This window comes from Pseudomonas orientalis, from assembly GCF_001439815.1.
Lineage (GTDB): Bacteria > Pseudomonadota > Gammaproteobacteria > Pseudomonadales > Pseudomonadaceae > Aquipseudomonas > Aquipseudomonas orientalis.
Genome location: NZ_JYLM01000017.1, coordinates 58,386 through 76,380 on the forward strand (window position 1 = coordinate 58,386; position 17,995 = coordinate 76,380).

At 62.5% G+C, this 17,995-nt stretch carries 14 protein-coding genes and 1 rRNA gene; 9 read left to right on the forward strand and 6 right to left on the reverse strand.

The window, feature by feature from the left end:
• Nucleotides 1–14 precede the first annotated feature (14 nt).
• From TU82_RS26795 to TU82_RS26830, 8 genes are read left to right on the forward strand one after another with little or no spacing between them, the layout of a single operon-like run.
• A complete protein-coding gene (locus TU82_RS26795; RefSeq protein ID WP_057726311.1) occupies nt 15–2,006 on the forward strand; it encodes a GumC family protein in 1,992 nt (663 codons plus the stop codon).
• Nucleotides 2,006–3,196: a glycosyltransferase gene (locus TU82_RS26800; protein ID WP_057726313.1), complete on the forward strand. Its 1,191-nt coding sequence runs from the start codon at nt 2,006–2,008 to the stop codon at nt 3,194–3,196. Before TU82_RS26795 ends, TU82_RS26800 begins: the two co-directional genes overlap by 1 nt.
• Complete coding sequence (locus tag TU82_RS26805; RefSeq protein ID WP_057726315.1) at nt 3,186–4,514, forward strand: cellulase family glycosylhydrolase; 1,329 nt, start codon at nt 3,186–3,188, stop codon at nt 4,512–4,514. The genes TU82_RS26800 and TU82_RS26805 overlap by 11 nt, the downstream gene beginning before the upstream one ends.
• Before the next feature lie 8 nt (nt 4,515–4,522).
• Complete coding sequence (locus TU82_RS26810) at nt 4,523–5,740, forward strand: glycosyltransferase family 4 protein (RefSeq protein ID WP_057726318.1); 1,218 nt, start codon at nt 4,523–4,525, stop codon at nt 5,738–5,740.
• Complete coding sequence (locus tag TU82_RS26815) at nt 5,731–6,834, forward strand: glycosyltransferase family 4 protein (protein WP_057726320.1); 1,104 nt, start codon at nt 5,731–5,733, stop codon at nt 6,832–6,834. The genes TU82_RS26810 and TU82_RS26815 overlap by 10 nt, the downstream gene beginning before the upstream one ends.
• Nucleotides 6,831–8,264, forward strand: a complete 1,434-nt coding sequence (locus TU82_RS26820) for an O-antigen ligase family protein (protein ID WP_057726324.1) — start codon at nt 6,831–6,833, stop codon at nt 8,262–8,264. Before TU82_RS26815 ends, TU82_RS26820 begins: the two co-directional genes overlap by 4 nt.
• Nucleotides 8,264–9,673 carry a murein biosynthesis integral membrane protein MurJ gene (gene murJ, locus TU82_RS26825; protein ID WP_057726326.1) on the forward strand — a complete coding sequence of 470 codons (1,410 nt, stop codon included), beginning with the start codon at nt 8,264–8,266 and terminating at the stop codon, nt 9,671–9,673. The genes TU82_RS26820 and murJ overlap by 1 nt, the downstream gene beginning before the upstream one ends.
• A gap of 22 nt (nt 9,674–9,695) precedes the next feature.
• Nucleotides 9,696–10,739 carry an acyltransferase family protein gene (locus TU82_RS26830; RefSeq protein ID WP_057726328.1) on the forward strand — a complete coding sequence of 348 codons (1,044 nt, stop codon included), beginning with the start codon at nt 9,696–9,698 and terminating at the stop codon, nt 10,737–10,739.
• A 125-nt stretch (nt 10,740–10,864) separates the two neighbouring features.
• Here TU82_RS26830 and TU82_RS26835 read toward each other — a convergent pair whose 3' ends face one another.
• The 4 genes from TU82_RS26835 to TU82_RS26850 all read right to left on the reverse strand — a co-directional run bounded on the left by TU82_RS26835 (nt 10,865) and on the right by TU82_RS26850 (nt 15,222).
• Nucleotides 10,865–11,437, reverse strand: coding sequence for a DUF4174 domain-containing protein (locus TU82_RS26835; protein WP_057726330.1), 573 nt, complete (start codon nt 11,435–11,437; stop codon nt 10,865–10,867).
• 152 nt (nt 11,438–11,589) lie between these two features.
• Nucleotides 11,590–12,222, reverse strand: coding sequence for a glutathione S-transferase family protein (locus tag TU82_RS26840; RefSeq protein WP_057726332.1), 633 nt, complete (start codon nt 12,220–12,222; stop codon nt 11,590–11,592).
• A 40-nt stretch (nt 12,223–12,262) separates the two neighbouring features.
• Complete coding sequence (locus tag TU82_RS26845) at nt 12,263–14,620, reverse strand: DNA polymerase II (protein ID WP_057726333.1); 2,358 nt, start codon at nt 14,618–14,620, stop codon at nt 12,263–12,265.
• Between the two features lie 134 nt (nt 14,621–14,754).
• On the reverse strand, nt 14,755–15,222 hold the full coding sequence (locus TU82_RS26850; protein ID WP_057726334.1) for an SRPBCC family protein: 468 nt from the start codon (nt 15,220–15,222) through the stop codon (nt 14,755–14,757).
• 99 nt (nt 15,223–15,321) lie between these two features.
• Between TU82_RS26850 and TU82_RS26855 the strand changes: the two genes are divergently transcribed.
• Nucleotides 15,322–15,723, forward strand: a complete 402-nt coding sequence (locus tag TU82_RS26855; protein ID WP_057726336.1) for a GFA family protein — start codon at nt 15,322–15,324, stop codon at nt 15,721–15,723.
• 1 nt (nt 15,724) lies between these two features.
• On the opposite strand, the gene mrdA is transcribed toward TU82_RS26855, so the two are convergent.
• Together mrdA and rrf are read right to left on the reverse strand one after the other, a co-directional pair.
• On the reverse strand, nt 15,725–17,617 hold the full coding sequence (gene mrdA / locus TU82_RS26860; protein ID WP_057726337.1) for a penicillin-binding protein 2: 1,893 nt from the start codon (nt 17,615–17,617) through the stop codon (nt 15,725–15,727).
• 260 nt (nt 17,618–17,877) lie between these two features.
• Nucleotides 17,878–17,993: ribosomal RNA gene (gene rrf / locus TU82_RS26865) — 5S ribosomal RNA — on the reverse strand.
• Nucleotides 17,994–17,995: the final 2 nt, after the last annotated feature.

A 17,995-nucleotide genomic window follows, 5' to 3' on the forward strand; every position in this document is an offset into this window, starting at 1 on the left:
AGGAGCGACATCCCATGATCGAGATCCGTTCTTTTCGCGATCTTCTGCGCCTGTTCTTCATCTTTCGCAAAGAGTTCAGGCTGGCGGCCATCGCGGCGCTGGTGATCATTCTGCTGGGGGCTTTCCTGCTGCCGGCCAAGTACGAATCCACCGCGCGCCTGTTGGTCAAGCCGGGGCGTGACTCGACGCTGCCAATCGAAATCAGCAACCGCCAGGCGCTGGTGATGCCCAGCACCCAGCGCGACCCGATTGTCGATGAAGAACGCCTGCTCACCGGGCGCCCGATCGTCCGCGCGGTGGCCGAGCATTACCTGGAAGTCATCGACACAATGCCGCCGCCGGAAGGCGTCTGGAAGCGCACCAAGTACTACGTCAAAAACGGTATCGGCGCGGTGTTCGACGGCGTACGGGTGGTGCTGGAAACCGTGGGCGTCGTCGAAAAGACCACACCGGTGGAGCGCCTCGCCGCGAGCCTGGAGAAGAACTTCGAAGTCAGCCACGCGGCGGGCTCCACGGTAATGGACATCAGCTTCAAATGGGGCGACCCGCAAATCGCCCAGGCGGTGGTCAAGAGTTGGGTCGAGACCTACATCAACGAACGCACCGAGGCCCTGGGACGCAAGAGCCTGTATGCCTTCTATGAAGGTCAGGCGGCCAACAGCGCGACCGAAATCAAGAGCTACAAGCAGCAGATCCTCACCCACCTGAACCGGATCGGCGCGGCAAGCATCACGGACCGCCTGGAAGATTTATCCGAACGCATCAACGTACTGCGCGGCGAGACGTTCAACACCAGTCGCTTGATCGCCTCGTCCGACAGCGCCATTGCGAGCACACGCACCCAGCTCAAGACCCAGCCCAAGGAAGTGACCACGGTTCGCCAGATTGCGCTGAACCCGCAGCAGCAGGACTTGCGTCGCCTGCTCAACCAGAAGCTGCTGGAAAAAGCCGACATGATGCGCACCTACACCGATAATGCGCCGCCGGTCAAAGCGCTGGACGCGTCGATTCGAGCGATGCAGGTCCAGGTTTCAAATGAAAGCAACACCGTGCAAAGCTCGGAAAACCGCGCGCCGAACACACTCGAAATCCACTTGCAGCGCGTGCTGCTTGATGAGTCCAGCAACAACCTGGCGCTGCGTACCCAACTGGTGCAACAGCAGAAGCAACTGGTCAGCCTCGAAGCGCAACGCAAGGAAGCGCTGGAGATTGAGCCGGAGCTGGCGCGCCTGTCCCGTGAGCTCAACACCACCGAGCGCAACTACGCGCTGTACGTGGATAACCTGGAAAAATCGCGCATCGACCGTGAGCTGGATAACAGCCAGATCAGCAACATTGCAGTGATCGAGGAAGCCACCCTGAACCCAGGCCGCATCTTCCCGAAAACCCTGGTGATGCTGTTTTTGGCGATCCCGTTCGCCATCGTCGTTGGCCTGTTGGTGGTCTACCTGTGCTACTTGCTCGACCAACGCATTCACGATGGCGGCCTGGTGGAACGCAAGTTCGGCCTGCCGCTGTGGACCACGCTGCCTGAGCTGGACACCAGCACCGCGCAAGGCACCAACGCGTTCAATGCGAGCATTTACCGGTTGTACGGCCTGCTGCAGTTGGACCGAGTGGCCGAACGCGGCCTGACCCTCGGGCTGACCTCGGCGCGCCACGGTGAAGGGGTGACCTTCGTGGTGGAGCAACTGCGCCAATTGCTCCAGGAAAACGGTATCACCGTGCGCGTTGGCGGGGCTGATCCGGCGGTTCCAGGCGAAGTGGTGCTGCTGGACGCCTCAGCGCTGCTGGACAACCGCGATGCCTTCGTCAACCTGCGCCGCGCCGACCTGATCGCGCTGGTAGTGGAAGCCCAGAAAAGCACGGTGCCGGTGGTCGAGCACGCGCTGTCGATCCTCAACACGGCGTTCGGCAAAGTCGACGGCATCATCATCAACCGACGTAAATTCGAAGTGCCGGCCAAAGTGCTGCGCACCATCGCCAAATACCGGGGGGCGTTCTGATGCGCATCGCCCTGCTTGCACCTTTGCCGCCGGAAAAAAACGGGATCGCCGACTATGCGAACCATTTCAAGACGGCACTGGAGCAGTTGGGCGTGACGGTGCTGACACCGTTGAGCGGCGTGGAAGGCTCGAGCGCGGCGATCAGGCAGGCCGTTGCCGCGTTCGACTGGCGCAGCGTGGACCTGGTCCACGCCGAGCTGGGCGGTGGGCGCCTGGGGGAGTTCCTGGCCTTGCGCGAGTTGCGCAAGGGCTACCCGGACCTGCCGCTGACGGCCACCGTACATGACCCCGAGCGTATCGTGTGGCGGCGCGAGCACCTGCCCTTCCCGCTCAACCTGCTGGAGCGTCTGCCCAGCCCGTTGCCGCAGGCGGCCGTGGTGCTGGCAGACCCGCTGACCCTGCGCGAAGAACGCCAGGTCGCGCGGGGCCTGACCCGGCTGATCACCCTCACCCGCCTGGGCGCCGATTGCCTCAGCCAGAGGATGCAACTGCCGGCCGGTAAGGTGGCGGTCATCCATCACGCCAACCTGGCGATTCCAGCCGTGGCCTTGCCGCCGCTGGATACGCTGCACCTGCTGTATTTCGGTTTTATCTACCGTGGCAAAGGCATTGAAGACCTGTTGCAGGCCCTGGCCGCCGTCTTCGAGCAAGCCCCCCAATTGCGTGACCGTGTGCGCCTGACCCTGGCCGGTGGCACTGCAGCCGAAATGGCGTTTGGCGCGGGCGGCAATTACCTGGAGCAGTTGAACCGCCAGATCGCCGACCTCGGCCTGGCCGGCGTCATCGATTGGCGGCTGAACCTGCCGGCCGACGAGATTGCCCAGACGATCCAGGCCCACCATGTAATGGTGCTGCCGTACCGCGAATCGAAAAAACTCGGCCTGCTCGGCCGTCAGCGCGGCACCAGTGGCGCGCTGTCATGGGCCGCCGCGTGCGGGCGCGGAGCAATTACCTCCGATGCGCGGGCGTTTGCCGAGGAAGTTGCCAGCGGTAACGGCGCGATCTATCCCGAAGGCGATGTGGCCGCGCTGGGCGAACAGTTGTTGCGCCTGGCGCGTACGCCGAGCCTGGCCCAAGAATGGGCCGAACGCGCCGGGGCAATCGGCCGCGAACGTCTGTGGCCGCTGACGGCGCAGCACTTCAAACACCTCTTCGAACAGGTAATGACGGGAGCCCCGTATGGCGCGTAAACGTACCTACTTCGCCACCCTGGCGCTGGTCGCCGCCCTGGGCCTGACCGCCTTTATCTGGGGGCGCCCGGCCGACGCCGAGAACCATGTGCTCAAGGGTAACAAAGTGGTGGTGTGGAAGGACTTCCTCGGCGTCAACGCGCAGTTCCTGTGGTTCAGCCCCGAGCGCTACCAGCTGCAGATCGACCGACTCAAGGACCTGGGCCTGGAATGGGTGCGCCTGGACCTGCATTGGGACCAACTGGAGCCGGTCGCCGACCAGTACCAGGTGGCGACCCTGGACCAGTTGGTGAACAAGCTTAAAGACAACCAGCTCAAGTCGGTGTTTTACCTGGTCGGCTCGGCGCCCTTTATCACCACCGCGCCGGTGGGCGCGCCCTACCAGGATCAGTACCCGCCGCAAGACCCGAATGTGTTTGCGATCCGCATGGCGCTGTTGGCCCAGCGCTACCCCAGCGTCGACGCCTGGCAGGTGTGGAACGAGCCGAATTTGCTGGGTTTCTGGCGCCCCGAGGCGGACCCGGCCGGTTATGCCCGGCTGCTGCGCACCACCGCCGCCGCATTGCGCGCCGTCGCCCCGAACAAACCGGTGGTGGCCGCCGGCATGGCGTTTTTCAGCGAAATGCCCAACGGCCAGACCATGCTTGATGCGCTCGATGCCCTCGGCGTGCCGAGCCTGGGCACGGTCATGTCCTACCACCCTTACACGCAACTGCCCGAAGGCAATGACCCGGCCAATCTTGATTTCGTGGCCAAGACCACCGCCCTCAATCAGAAGCTGCGCAACAGCGGTGTGAAAACCCTGTGGAGCACCGAGTGGGGCTGGTCGAACTACCTCGGGCCCAAGGAAGCCCAGGACATCATCACCCAACAGGGCCAGGCCGATTACGTGATTCGCCGATTGGCACTGATGAGCGCGCTGGATTTCGACAAGATTTTCCTGTTTACCCTGAGCGACCTGGACCAGCGCGCCAGCGTACGCGACCGTGCCTACGGCTTGCTCGATATCGACGCCAAGCCCAAGCCGGTCTACACCGCCTTGAAGAATTTCCTCGACGTCAGCGGCCCGCAACTGACCCCCGGCGACCCGCCCACCGCCGACCAATTGCCCGACGGCCTGTTCAGCATCGGCTGGACCCGCGCCGACGGGCGCAAGCTGTGGTTTTTCTGGTCGGCCCGTGGCGGCAGCGCGCACTTGCCAGACCTGGCCAGCGCGACCCTGTACGACCCGTTGCGCGGCACGCAGACACCGGTGAGCGGCACCAACGGGCTGACTGTCCCGGTCAAGTCGAACCTGCAAATTCTGTTATGGGATTGAAGCCCGCCATGCGCATTTTATGGATCCTGCCCTACTCGCCCTGGCCCACCACCAGCGGCGGCAAGACGCGCCAGTTCCACCTGTTGCGCAGCCTGGCGGCGCGTGGGCACCGGATCACCTTGCTGCTGCACGACAAACATCCGGTGTCGCTGACCGATCGCCAGGTGCTGGAAGCGTTTCTCGAGCAATTGATCATCCTGCCGCGCCGACCGCTGCGCAGCGTGAAAACCCTGGTGGCCGGGCTGTTTGCGCCCTACCCGTTGCTGGCCAGTGTGAACGGTTTATCGGGAGCGTTGCAGGACAGGTTCAACCAACTGCTCAACGAACATTGGGACGTGGTGCAGGTCGAGCACACCTACACCTTCCAACCTTACGAAGAAGCCCTGGTACGTAAATCCCAGCCCTTCGTACTGACCGAACACAACGTTGAGTCGGCGCTCGGCGCGGCCACCTACGACCGCTTGCCGCGTTGGGCGCTGCCATTCATTCGTTATGACCAATGGCGCTACATGCGCTGGGAGCGTCGCGTGATGCGCCAGGCCACTCAGGTGGTGGCGGTCACCGACAGCGATGCGCAGGTGCTGGAAACAATCGCCGGCAAACCGGTGCCGGTGGTGGTCAATGGCGTGGACTGCGACCACTTCGCCGGCGCCCAACCCGACCCATCGACGCGCCGCGTGCTGTTCCTCGGCAACTATGAGTACGCACCCAATGTGGATGCCATCGAATGGGCCCTGGATGAAATCCTGCCCAACGTCTGGGAGCGCTGCCCCGACGCGCGCATGAGCGTGTGCGGCTTCGGCATGCCCGGCAGTTGGCGCGAACGCTGGCAGGACCCGCGCATCGAATGGCAAGGCTTTGTACCAGACCTGTTGAGCCTGCAATCGACCTGTTCGGTGTTTCTCGCGCCGTTGCGCCATGGCGGTGGTTCAAAGCTCAAGGTGCTCGAAGCGCTGGCCGCCGGCCTGCCCCTGGCCAGCACCGAACAGGGCGTGTCGGGCCTGGACCTGGTGGACGGCCTGGATTACCTCGGCGGGCAAACCGCCGCCGGCCTGGCGGACGCCGTGGTGCGCCTGCTGCAATCGCCCGAAACCGCCGCGCCCATGGGTGAAGCCGGCCGCGCCTATGTGCGGCGGGCCCACGACTGGAGCGTTGCCGCCAGCCAACTGGAGCAGGTGTACGCGACCCTCTCGCCGCTCAATCAAAAGGAGCCCGCATGCGTGTAGGCCTGGATTACCGCACCGTCGGCACCTCACCGCAATCGGGCATCAGTCGCCAGGTGTATGCGCTGGAAAACGCCCTGCGCAGCCTGCCGGACCTGGAACTGGAGCGGTTTACCGTGGCGCCTTTGGGCGATGAAATGCGTCTGCGGGCCCACTGCCCGGACTGGGGCTGCGCGAAAACGGCGATGCACCAGCCGCAGAATCGCCTGCGCTTCGAAGCCGGTTTTTTACCCCGCGTCCTGCGCGAACAGCACATCGACCTGTACATCAGCACGTTCAATATGGGCCTGCCGTTACCGCCCAAGCCCAAGGGTTTGCGTACCGTGGTGCTGCTGCATGACCTGTTCCAGATCACCCTGGACAACTATCACGCCAGCCGCCTGAAAGCACTGGTGTACAAGACCACCGATCGCCTGTCGATTGCCTACGCGGTACGCAGCGCCGACCGGGTGTGGACGCCCTCCCGATACAGCGCCGACGAAACCGCACGGTTGTTTCCCCAGGCGGCGGGCAAGATTCGCGTGCTGGCCAATCAAGTGGACGGTTTCAACGAACCGGCGGCGGACCTGTCGGCGCGCCAATTGCCCAGTGGGTTCTGGCTGCTGGTCGGCACCCGTGAATTGCGCAAGAACGTGCCGTTCCTGGTGGAGGCCTGGCAGCAGGCGCGGCGCCTGTCCGTCAACGTACCGGAACTGGTGCTGGTGGGCAGCCTGGAGCATTTGCCCGAAGCGCAGCGCACGCTGGCGGGCATTCATGCGTTGAGTGGCGTGAGCGACGCCGAGTTGCACGGGCTGTACCGCCAGGCGTCACGTGTGTGGCAACCGTCCTACGCCGAGGGTTTCGGTTTGCCGGTGATTGAAGCGTTGAGCGTCGGCACTCCCGTGGCCGTGGCCAGCGGCACCTCGCTGGACGAAATCACCCCGCCATCGGCGCCACGCTTTTCGCCCACCGATGGCCCCGCCCTGGTGCAACTGATGCTGAACCTGGCTGAACGCGGCGATGAAGGCACGTCCGAACACCATCGCCAATGGGCCGAACGTTTCAATCAACACGCCTATCGCCGGCGCCTGGCCGAACTGATCGAGGAGCTGAAATGAGACTCCCCCTGGCAAGCCTCGTCTCCATCCTCTTCGGCGTGCTGTTTGGCGTGGTCGCCCTGGCGCTTTCACCGGCCAAGGCGTTTCTCGCCGTGCTTGGCCTGGCAGCGGCCGTGACCATCCTGCGCTTTCCCTTCTGGGGCTTGTTGCTGTTCGCCCTGGTCGCGACTTTCATGCCCTACTCCACGCTCAACCTGGGCATCCGCAGTACGGTGTGCGAAGCCATTCTTGCGCTGACCTGGGGCGCGGTGCTGTGGCACAGTTTTCTCTCACGCCTGCCGGATGCGCCGCGCCTGGCACGCCGCCCCACCGACCAGATGCTGTTGTGGCTGATGCTGTTCAGCGTGTTCCCGTTTATCGTCGGCCAGGTCAGCATCCATGCCGAAACCAGCGGCGTGGCCAACTGGCTGCGCTGGTTGTTGAACTTGTCAGGAGTGTTTCTTACGGCCAAGTTGCTGGTGGATTACAAGCGCCGCGAAAGCCTGGTGATTGCCTTGCTGCTGGGGACCCTGGCGATGCTGGTGATGTCCATTGCGGTGTTCGTGCGCACGCGTTCCGGGGCAGGGATTGCGCCGATCCTGGCGCTGCTCAATTACGGCAACTTCGACATGTTGAAATTCGGCCTGGAAGCCATGTCGTCGCGCATGGGTTCGCCGTGGATGCACCCGAATGCCATCGGCGGAATCATGGCGCTGCTGCTGCCCCTGGCCTTCTGCTACGGCATGACCGAACAGGGTTGGAGGCGCGCGCTGGGCCTGGGCGTGGCGTGCCTGGGAGCGGCGGCGTTGCTGCTGGCCAGCAGCCGGGGGGCGATGGTCAGCCTGGCGTTGGTGCTGATATGGCTGGCCACCCGGCGCGTGCCTTACACCGGACGTTTACTGATGATCGGGGCTGCGCTGACTGTAGCGTTGGTGATGGCTTATCCGCCGTTGCAGGAACGCCTGGCGACGATTTTCTCGTCGAGCAACGCCAGCACCGAAGTGCGTTTCGACGAATACAGCATGTTTCCGCAAGCCGTGGCGGCTTACCCGTTCGGCATCGGTTTCAAGGTTGACCCGCCGGTGCCGGGCACGCAATTGCTGGGGATCTCCAACCTGTGGCTGAACTTCATCTACAAGACCGGCGTGGTCGGCATGCTGTTGTTCATCGCGGTCACTGTGCGCTGGTGGCGTGAGGCCCGGCCGGAAAAAGGCCCGATCCGCCTGACCAAGGACAACGCATTGTGGCTGGGCAGCATGGCCGGGATTCTGTCGGCGCTGGTCAGCGGTCTGTTTGACCACTATTTCAGTTTTGCCGTAGTGATGGTGGCGCTGTTCTGGCTGATGGTGGGGATTAACGTGCTGGAGGCGCGCCGCTTGTTCCCGGCGCGCCTGCCTCAGGTCAAGACGGTGGCGTTCAGCAAGCCAGTGCTTGATGGTGCGCGCTCCTGATGCTCGGCTCTGCCGCGTGGCTGACTGTGGCGACCCTGCTGGGCCTGTGCCTGGGGTTTGCGCGCGAGTGGTTGCTGGTGGCGGCCTGGGGCGCGGGCGAGCGCAGTGATGCGTTCCTGATCGCGCTGTTCCTGCCCGAGGCGCTGCGCATGTCGCTGGCCGGCGGCGTGTTGAGTGCCGCCGCGTTGCCGTTGTACCTGCAGCGCCAGGACGGCGAGCGCCTGGACTGGCTGGCGGTGCTGTTCCCAGCGTTGATGCTGATCGCACTGATTACCAGCCTGTTGCTGATGCTGTTGGCGCCGTGGCTGGTGCAGGTGCTCGGCCCTGGGCTGGCGGCCGGCGCCGCGGCCCTGGCCGCGAGCAATCTGCAGATCGTGGCGTGGTGTGTACCGGGCTTGATGCTGCATGCGCTGTTCAGCGTGCCGTTGCAGGCCAGCGAGCGGTTTGTGCTGGCGGGGTTGGGCTCGCTGCTGTTCAACCTGCCGCCGGTGACGTACCTCGCAGTGGCAGGCGCCGCCAGCCAGCCGCACAGCCTGGCGCTGGCATGCCTGCTCGGCAGCGCGTTGATGCCACTGGCGCTGCTGCCGTCGCTCTGGCGCCAGGGCTGGCGACCCTGGCGCGTGCAACTGTCACTCGCACCCTTGCGCGAGCTGGGCCAGCGCATCGGCCCCCTGTTGCTGAGCAACGGTGCCAGTCAGGGCCTGGCGTTGATCGAGCGCGTGGTGGCGTCGCTGTTGGGGGAAGGCGCGGTAACTTGGGTCAACCTGGCACGCAAGCTGATGAACCTGCCGCTGATTGCGTTGATGAGCCTCAATCAAGTCCTGCTGGGCATGATGAGCCGACGCCAGGGCGACGAGCGCCTGGCCCTGCTCAAGCGCGGCCTGGAAACCGCCAGCGTGCTGACCTTGCCGGCCGGCGTCGGCCTGGTGGCGGCGGCGCCAAGCCTGGTGGCGCTGCTGCTGCCCAACCAGGCGGCGGGCTCGCCGCTGCCGCCGTTGCTGGCATGGTTTGCCGTGCCCCTGGTATTCGGTGCCTGGAACGCCCTGCTCGCGCGTTACGCCTACGCCGCCGGGGATACGCGTCAGCCGCTGCGCTGCGAACTGCTCGGCAGCCTGGTCAACGTGCTGTTGCTGAGTGTGCTGCCGCTTGTGTTCGGCTTGGCCGGCATCCCCCTGGCGGCGCTGGCGGGCGTGGTCTGTACCGCGCTGCTGCTGATGCAACGCCAGACGTTGCTAGGCGCCCTGCCCTGGGCCCGGCAATGGCTGATCAGCGCAGTGCTGATGGGGCTGGCGGCGCTGCTGTTGTTTCGAATCGAAGGCGTGTGGCTGCAACTGGGCTTGAGCACCCTGGCGGGCGCCGCAGTGTTGCTGGGGATGGGGCTGTGGCTGAAGCCATGGCGCAAGGCGTGACTAATCGTTCGGGACGACTTGAATGAAACATCGTTGGGTTCAAATGGATATCGCCAAAGGCATCGGTATCCTGGTTATCGTGTACGCCCACAGTTGGTTTGTCGCCAACTCGCGGGATTTGCTCTACCCGATCATTGCCTCGTTCGTGCTGCCGTTGTTCTTCTTTTTATCCGGGGTGTTCTTCAAGCCCGAGCAGCCGTTCGTGGAGATGGCGGTGCGCAAGGCCGATGGCTTGCTCAAGCCGTTCTTCTTCACCATGTTGGTGTATGTGATCGTGCGCGCTGTGCTGCGCGGGCAGCCGTTGCTGCCGGACATCGGCGGCGTGCTGTACGCCTCGGTGGATACCATCCCATGGCAGGCGTTGTGGTTTTTGCCGCACTTCTGGGCGGCGATCCTGTTCAGTTGGTTGATGCTGCGGCTGATCCAGCGCCTGAAGATGCCGTTGCTGGCTGCGTGCCTGCTGGTCGGCGCGCAACTGTTGCTTGGCATCTGGATACTGCCGTGGTTCTGGCAAGTGCCGGTCAGCGTCGGCGAGCAGACCAGGACAATGCCCGGCCTGCCCTTCAGCCTCGATGTGACGCTGATCAGCAGCACCTACTTCATCTACGGCTACCTGCTGCGCGATTGGTTGCGCCGGCATGAGGGCTCGCTGCTAACGCTACTGATTTCGGTGGCGCTGTTCGCAGCGGTGTTCCTCTATAGCCACGACACCATGGACCTGGCGCAGCGTCGTTACGATCATTGGTTGTGGACCAGCCTGCTGGCGGTGATCGGCGTGTACCTGTGCTGGGCGCTGGCGCGGGTGTTGATGGTGTCGACCCTGATGACCCGGGTGATGACCTATATCGGCCAATCCACCTTGATCCTGTTGATCTTCCACGGCGAGATCCAGCACAAGACTTTCGACCTCATGGAGCGCCTGGGCCTGCATCCGCTCATGGCGGCGTGTGTGGGTTTTGTGGTGGCGGTGGTGGTGCCGTTGCTGATCGGGGAAGTGATCAAGCGGGTGGCATTCCTGCGGTTTTTCTACTTTCCGTTTCCGGTGCGTAAAGCGCCTAAACCTTGAGCAGGACTGATGTAGGAGCGAGCTTGCTCGCGAAAAACTCACAGGCACCGCGTTCATTCAGAAAGCACGCGTTATCGTTGACGTTTTTCGCGAGCAAGCTCGCTCCTACAGACGGCGGTGTATGCTCAGTCGTCGAGTTGTTGCGGCGCGGGCTTGCTACCCGGCTTGGCCGGTTTCGCGCCCTTCGCAGGAGCGGGTTCGACCGGTGCAGGTTCTGCTGCGGCAGCCGCTTCTTTTTCAGCCATCGGCATCTGGTCGATGGTGCTGAAAAACTCTTTCAGATCGAGCGTATCCGGCGGCACGTTCTTCTCGAGCTTCTTGTCACCGTCCTTGCCCACCAGGATCACCTTGGTGCCGCTGCCGACACCCAGCTTGAGTGCACGGATCAGCGCATTGGTTTCAGGCGGCGTGAGCTTTTTGCTGTCCTTGGGGTCCTTGGCGAACTTCTCGCCTTCGGCGCCGATGCTGCCGAACTTCACGGTGTAGAGCACCATGCTGCGCTCTTCGAAGGACTGCTTGGTGGCAGGCTCTTGCAGTTGTTTCTTGAGCGTGGCCAAGGTCGGGTTACCGGCATCGAGTTCCACTACGACCAGCGGGCGGGTTTTGCCCAGCTCCAGCTTGAGCGGATTATCATCGGCAGCCAACAGCGGCCCCGTAAAAGCCATCAAGGTAGCCAGGGTCAGCGACCGGATGAGCATGCGCACCTCCTTTGAATTCCATGCAGGGTTCTTGAGTTTCATGTCTGCGACAGTCAAATTCAAGGATGATTCCTACGCCACGTTGAGAAGCGTAGGTCAGGACGCATGCTACGCAAGGGTTTGCAAGGCGGTGAGGTCATTGTTTCCTCTGATTACGAGGCCGGCCAGTCCGGCCAATGTCGGGCGAACACGGGTTCCACAATCGGGTCGGCGTCCACCCGCTCCAGGGTGTGGGCAAAGCCTGGCGCCAGATCGTGCAGCGCTTCCCGCGCCTCGTCCCAGCGCGACACCGCCGCCGCCATGATACCCAGTGCGTTGGGGACGTCATCGGGCGTGAACAACTGGTCGGCAAACTGATCGGCGAACACCACCCAGGCCTGATGCAGATAGCGCCGCGTGCCGGTGGTCAGTTGCGCTTGCAGGGCTTGATCCGCGTCGCCCAGCCAGCGTTGCGGGTAGTCGATGATGCCGATGGCCGAATAGCAATTGGCGGCGATATACAGCAGGCCGCGCAGAATCTGCGCGCGGTTGCCGGCCAGCAGGTCGGCCTGGGGATACTCAAGGCCCAGGTGGATCAGGATAGCGGCGCTTTCGGTCAGCACCTGGCCATCAGGGGTGACCAGGGTGGGAATCTGTTTCAAAGGATTGATGCGTGCAAGGGCTTCGCTGCCCTCGCCGTCCTGCCAGGAACTGGCCTCCACGCGATGCCACTGCACTGCGCAGCGTTGCAGGGCGATTTCGATCATGCAGGAACCGGACTCATCGGTGCCGTAGAGTGTGTACATGAACGTTTCCTCCTGAGTGAGAGTGCGTGCGGTCGTTCGCCTAGAAAAGGCCCATCTGACCGCCCACCAAAGTGCCAAAATTATCGTTCACGAACGGCAGGATCGCATCCGCCACCGGCTGCAATTGCCGGGTCACATAATGATCGTAGTCGATCGGCGCTTGCCGCACCTCCAGCGGCTCCGGGCCGTTGACGCTGATCACATAGCTGATCCAGCCGCCGCGCTGGTACTGGCGCGGGCGCCCGAGACGGTCGTTGTATTCATCGGCCAGGCGTGCCGCGCGCACATGGGGCGGGACGTTGCGTTCGTAGTCATGCAACGCTCGGCGCAGGCGCTTGCGGTAGATCAGCAGGTCGTCGAGTTGACCGCTCAAGGTGCGACGCACGTAATCGCGGACATAATCCTGATGGGGCTGGCGATGGAAGATGCGCCGGTAGAGCTCCTGCTGGAATTGCCGGGCCAGGGGCGACCAGTCACTGCGCACGGTTTCCAGCCCCTTGTAGACCATCTCTTCGCTGCCATCGCCACGCACCACCAGGCCGGCGTAGCGCTTCTTGCTGCCCTCCTCCGCGCCACGAATGGTCGGCATCAGGAAGCGGCTGAAATGGGTTTCGTATTGCAGTTCAAGGGCGCTTTGCAGGCCGTACTCGGTGCGCAGATGGCTGCGCCACCAGTCGTTGACCTGCTGCACCAGCGCCTGGCCGATACGGCTGGCGTCCTCGTTGGAATGGGCGCTGCCGAGCCAGACGAACGTGGAGTCGGTGTCGCCGTAGATCACTTCATAACCCTGGGCTTCAACCAGTTCACGGGTCTGGCGCATGATCTGGTGGCCGCGCATCGTGATCGACGACGCCAGCCGCGTATCGAAGAACCGGCAGCCGCTGGAACCGAGCACCCCGTAGAAGGCGTTCATGATGATCTTCAGGGCCTGGGACAACGGCGCATTGTGTTCGCGCTTGGCCACTTCGCGCCCCTCGGAAACCCGCGTGACAATGGACGGCAGGCAATGCCGGGTGCGGGAGAAACGCGCGCCGCGAAAGCCTTCCACCGAGTCGCTGTCGTCGGGATGCTTGAGGCCTTCGATCAGGCCCACCGGGTCGATCAGAAAACTGCGGATGATCGACGGGTAGAGGCTTTTGTAGTCCAGCACCAGCACCGACTCATAGAGGCCCGGACGCGAATCCATGACAAAGCCGCCGGGGCTGGCCTGGGGCGGCTTGTCGCCGAGGTTCGGCGCGACGAAGCCCTGGCGGTGCATCAACGGCATGTAGAGATGGGTAAACGCCGCGACGGAGCCGCCATTGCGGTCGGCAGGCAGGCCGGTGACGCTCGCGCGTTCGAGCAGGAACTTGAGCAGGTCGGTCTTCTCGAAAATTCGTGTGACCAACTCGCAGTCCTTGAGGTTGTAGCGCGCCAGGGCAGGCTTGTCCTCGGCGAACATGCGGTTGATTTCATCCATGCGCTGGTAAGGCGTGGAGATGTCCTTGCCTTCACCGAGCAGGGTTTGCGCGACGTTCTCCAGGCTGAACGACTCGAAGCTCCAGGTGGCCGAGCGCAGGGCTTCGATACCGTCGATGATCAAGCGTCCCGCCGCCGCCGCGAAGTAGTGATTGCGGCTGCCATGTTCGCGCCAGGTCATGGCTTCGCCGCCGCGCCCAAGCAGAAGGGGCACGTTCAGGCGCTGGGCATGTTCGTGCAGTACGCGCAGGTCGAATTGCACCACGTTCCAGCCGATGATCGCATCCGGATCGTGGGTGGCCAGCCAGTGGTTGAGGCGTTCAAGCAGCTGGGCGCGGGTGTCGCAATACTCAAGCTTGAAATCCACCGCGTCGCGCTTGTTGGGTGGCCCGAGCATATATACCTGGCGCTCGCCGCAGCCTTCGAGGGCGATGGAATAGAGATCGCCCTGGGCGGTGGTTTCGATGTCCAGGGACACCAGCTTCAATGGCGGGCGGTAGTCGGGGGCGGGCTTCATCTGCGCGTCGAGCAGGATGCCGCTCGCATCCGCAGTGCCGCCGAACCACACTGGGGCGGTAATAAAGCGTTCCATCATGTAGCGCTCGGGCGGCCGCACGTCGCCTTCATAGACATCGACCCCGGCGCTGCGCAAACGCTTCTCGATGTCCATCAACTGGCGGTGCTGCCGGGCGTATAGGCCCAGGACCGGTCGGTGGTGAAAATCGCACAACTGCAACGCGCGCAACTCGATATCGCGCTCGTCCTTGAGCAGCCAGCCCAGCGGCTTGCGATGAAGCTCAGGGATAAACATCACCGAGGTCTGCACGGGTAGGCGAATGCACCGAGGCCCCTGGTCGGTCGCCAGCCAGAAGCTGACCTGCGTACCTGCCGGGGTGTCGCGCCAATGCCGGGTCAGGACAAAACCCTGCTGTAAATCCACCGTACCGCACCTCAGCAATTGCGTTCAGGGCGTGATTCTACTCGGCATCCGGGTAAAGGCGGCGCGTTAACTGTCATCTTACAAATTTGTTGCAGGGCATGAATTGACGGTTCAACATCATGCCCCGTCCGCGCCTAGGCCCGCCGGGCCTTGTTCAGATAGTTTTCAATATTGCCCATTTGCTCATCCCAGCCTCGGGAGTTCATCTTGAACGCTTTCTGGCGTCGAGCCTGGGGCACCTTGTCGAAGCCGGACTCCACCACTCGCAGCAGAATGCCCGGTGCGCGATCTTCAATGGTGAACTCCACCAGCGTCGGCTCTTCCTTGTCGTAGTCGATACTTTTATCTACCGCGAAGGGATGCCACCAGAAAGAAAACAGGGTTTGCGGCAGAATGCGTTCGATCCTGGCCTTCCACACCACATGTTCGTAGCCTGGATAAGTGATCTGCGCTTCGAGGGTTTCGCCGGCCACAAAGGTTTTTCCCTTGAGGGCGATACCGAACCAATCGCCAAATCGCTCGGCATTCGTGAGCGCTTCCCACACTTGTTTGCGTGATGCGTTGAGCAGGACTTTTCGTTCGATGCGATCCAATACGTGCATAAGTCACCTCCTCCATTGAACACTAGGCGACATCGACCAATGCGCAACTTTTGGTTATGCGCGATGATGATGACCCTATCCTTGACCTGGCCATAGGTTATGACTGAAGCGTTGAATGGAAGTTGCTTGTGCAAAGGCGTGCGCTACCAGGTGGACCGCTTGGACATGCCCATCAGTCACTGCCACTGCAACAGCTGTCGCAAGGCGCACGCGGCCGCGTTTGTCGCCACGGCCGGCGTGATGCGCGAACACTTTCGCTGGACTCACGGTGAAGAATTGCTGTCGTCGTTCGAGTCATCGCCGGGCAAGCAGCGCCATTTCTGCTCGCGCTGCGGCTCCCATCTGATCGCCGAACGCGCGCGCCAACCCCACGTAATCGTGCGGGTGGCGACGCTGGACGATGATCCGGGCACCAGGCCCACCGCCCGTATCTGGACAAGCCATGATGTGCCCTGGCTTGTTGATGATGATGTAGAGCGCTGGAGCGAATGGGAAGTCTGAGTCAAACGTGGGGATCGCCAGGCGCTTTGGCCGGCGTCGCATATTGCGGCTTCAAATGACCTTCCTGGTCGAGCAGCCAGGCATCCATGATCTGCCGCACCACCGGGCCCGCCACACGGCCACCGGCCTCACCGTTTTCGATCATTACTGAAATCACGATCTTCGGATGTTCGGCTGGCGCAAAGCCGACAAACAAGGCGTTATCGCGATGACGTTCCAGCGTCTTGTTGCGGTTGTAGCGCTCACCCTGCTTGATCGCCACCACCTGCGCGGTACCGCTCTTGCCGGCGATGCGGTATTGGGCACCTTGCGCGGCTGCGCGGGCGATACCGCGCGGGTCGTGCATCACCAGTTGCATGCCGTGGTTGACCTGTTCCCAGTCACGCGGGTCCTTGAGGACTACGTTGGGCATGGGGTTCTCATCCACCGGTGGCACGCCGTTGATGGTCTTGGCCAGGTGCGGCCGGTTCCAGACCCCCTTGTTGGCGATCAGCGCAGTGGCCTGGGCCAGCTGCAGCGGCGTCACCTGCATATAACCCTGGCCGATGCCCAGGATCACGGTTTCGCCGGGGAACCACGGCTGGCGGCGTGTGGCGCGTTTCCAGGCCTGGGAGGGCATCAGGCCGGCGGATTCTTCGAACATGTCCAGGGACACTTTCTGACCCAAGCCGAACTCAGCCAGGTAATCATGCAGGCGATCGATACCGAGTTTGTGAGCCAGGTCATAGAAGTAGGTGTCGTTGGAGCGCATGATGGCAGCATCCATATCCACCCAGCCGTCGCCGCTGTGGTTCCAGTTGCGGTATTTGTGATCGAAGTCCGGCAACTGGTAATACCCTGGATCGAACACGCGGGTTTGTGGAGTGACCACGCCACTGTCGAGCCCTGCGATGGCCACTTCTGGCTTGATGGTCGAGCCTGGCGCATACAACCCGCGGAGCACGCGGTTGAACAGCGGGCGATCGATGGAGTCATGCAGCGCGGCATATTCCTTGAAGCTGATACCGGTGACGAACAGGTTCGGATCGAAACTCGGCTTGCTGACCATGGCCAGCACTTCACCGGTTTGCGGATCCAGGGCAACCACCGAACCACGGCGATCGCCCAGGGCTTCTTCGGCGGCTTCCTGGAGCTTGACGTCGAGGCTCAGGACAATGTTTTTGCCGGGGATAGGGTCAGTGTGCTTGAGCACGCGCAGCACCCGCCCCTGAGCGTTGGTTTCGACTTCTTCATAACCGACGTGACCATGCAGTTCAGACTCGTAGAAGCGTTCGATGCCGGTTTTGCCGATCGACTGGGTACCTCGGTATTCCACTGAATCGAGGGCCTTGGACTCTTTCTCGTTGATTCGTCCGACATAGCCGATGGAGTGAGCGAAGTGCGCGCCCAACGGGTAGTGGCGGACGAACTGCGGCTCAACGTCGACACCCGGTAGACGGAACTCGTTGACGGCCAGGACGGCAATCTGCTCCTCGGTCAGCTCGTAGAACAGCGTGACGGGAACAAACGGATGACGGGCCTGTTTGAGCGCTTTGTCGAATACAGCGCGGTCTTCGGCGGGCAGATGCAACAAGCTGACAATCGCGTCCAACTCACCCTTGAGGTCGGTGGCGCGCTCGCGGGTGATGGTCAGGTTGTAGCTGGGTCGGTTGTCAGCCAGGACCACACCGTTGCGGTCATAGATCAAACCCCGCGTGGGGGTGATGGGCAGCACGTGGACGCGGTTGTTTTCGGAAATCGTAGAGTGATAGTCGTATTGCACTACCTGCAGGAAGTACATCCGGCCCACAAGGGCGCAGGTGATGCCGATCACCAGGAGTGCGCAGGCGAGCAAACGCTTGTTGACCAGACGGTGTTCTTTTTCGTGGTCCTTGATCGGTATCGGTTCAGGCATTTCTACAGCATCTCGTTGAAAAAAGGTCGACGCCGCGTCCTGCGGATGAAGATCAGTCCTTGTGAAAATGTGCTGCACCATACCAAAAATGCAGAAACACTTTGCATCGATTTCCCTTAGCGGTGGGTTATTTCATCCGGGAAAGCGCTGGAGGGTTGGTGCGCGTGCGAGTATCTAGTGTGCACTTGGCAAGCCGCTGCATTTTCGATCGCCCAAAACAAAACCCCAACTGCTTTCGCAATTGGGGTTTCGGAATTTAATCTTGACGATGACCTACTCTCACATGGGGAAACCCCACACTACCATCGGCGATGCATCGTTTCACTGCTGAGTTCGGGATGGGATCAGGTGGTTCCAATGCTCTATGGTCGTCAAGAA

Excerpts from the sequence above, each read along its gene's own strand:
- TU82_RS26795 (WP_057726311.1), top strand. The coding sequence starts at position 15 with ATGATCGAGATCCGTTCTTTTCGCGATCTTCTGCGCCTGTTCTTCATC.
- TU82_RS26800 (WP_057726313.1), top strand. The coding sequence starts at position 2,006 with ATGCGCATCGCCCTGCTTGCACCTTTGCCGCCGGAAAAAAACGGGATC.
- TU82_RS26805 (WP_057726315.1), top strand. The coding sequence starts at position 3,186 with ATGGCGCGTAAACGTACCTACTTCGCCACCCTGGCGCTGGTCGCCGCC.
- TU82_RS26810 (WP_057726318.1), top strand. The coding sequence starts at position 4,523 with ATGCGCATTTTATGGATCCTGCCCTACTCGCCCTGGCCCACCACCAGC.
- TU82_RS26815 (WP_057726320.1), top strand. The coding sequence starts at position 5,731 with ATGCGTGTAGGCCTGGATTACCGCACCGTCGGCACCTCACCGCAATCG.
- TU82_RS26820 (WP_057726324.1), top strand. The coding sequence starts at position 6,831 with ATGAGACTCCCCCTGGCAAGCCTCGTCTCCATCCTCTTCGGCGTGCTG.
- murJ (WP_057726326.1), top strand. The coding sequence starts at position 8,264 with ATGCTCGGCTCTGCCGCGTGGCTGACTGTGGCGACCCTGCTGGGCCTG.
- TU82_RS26830 (WP_057726328.1), top strand. The coding sequence starts at position 9,696 with ATGAAACATCGTTGGGTTCAAATGGATATCGCCAAAGGCATCGGTATC.
- TU82_RS26835 (WP_057726330.1), bottom strand. The coding sequence starts at position 11,437 with ATGCTCATCCGGTCGCTGACCCTGGCTACCTTGATGGCTTTTACGGGG.
- TU82_RS26840 (WP_057726332.1), bottom strand. The coding sequence starts at position 12,222 with ATGTACACACTCTACGGCACCGATGAGTCCGGTTCCTGCATGATCGAA.
- TU82_RS26850 (WP_057726334.1), bottom strand. The coding sequence starts at position 15,222 with ATGCACGTATTGGATCGCATCGAACGAAAAGTCCTGCTCAACGCATCA.
- TU82_RS26855 (WP_057726336.1), top strand. The coding sequence starts at position 15,322 with ATGACTGAAGCGTTGAATGGAAGTTGCTTGTGCAAAGGCGTGCGCTAC.
- mrdA (WP_057726337.1), bottom strand. The coding sequence starts at position 17,617 with ATGCCTGAACCGATACCGATCAAGGACCACGAAAAAGAACACCGTCTG.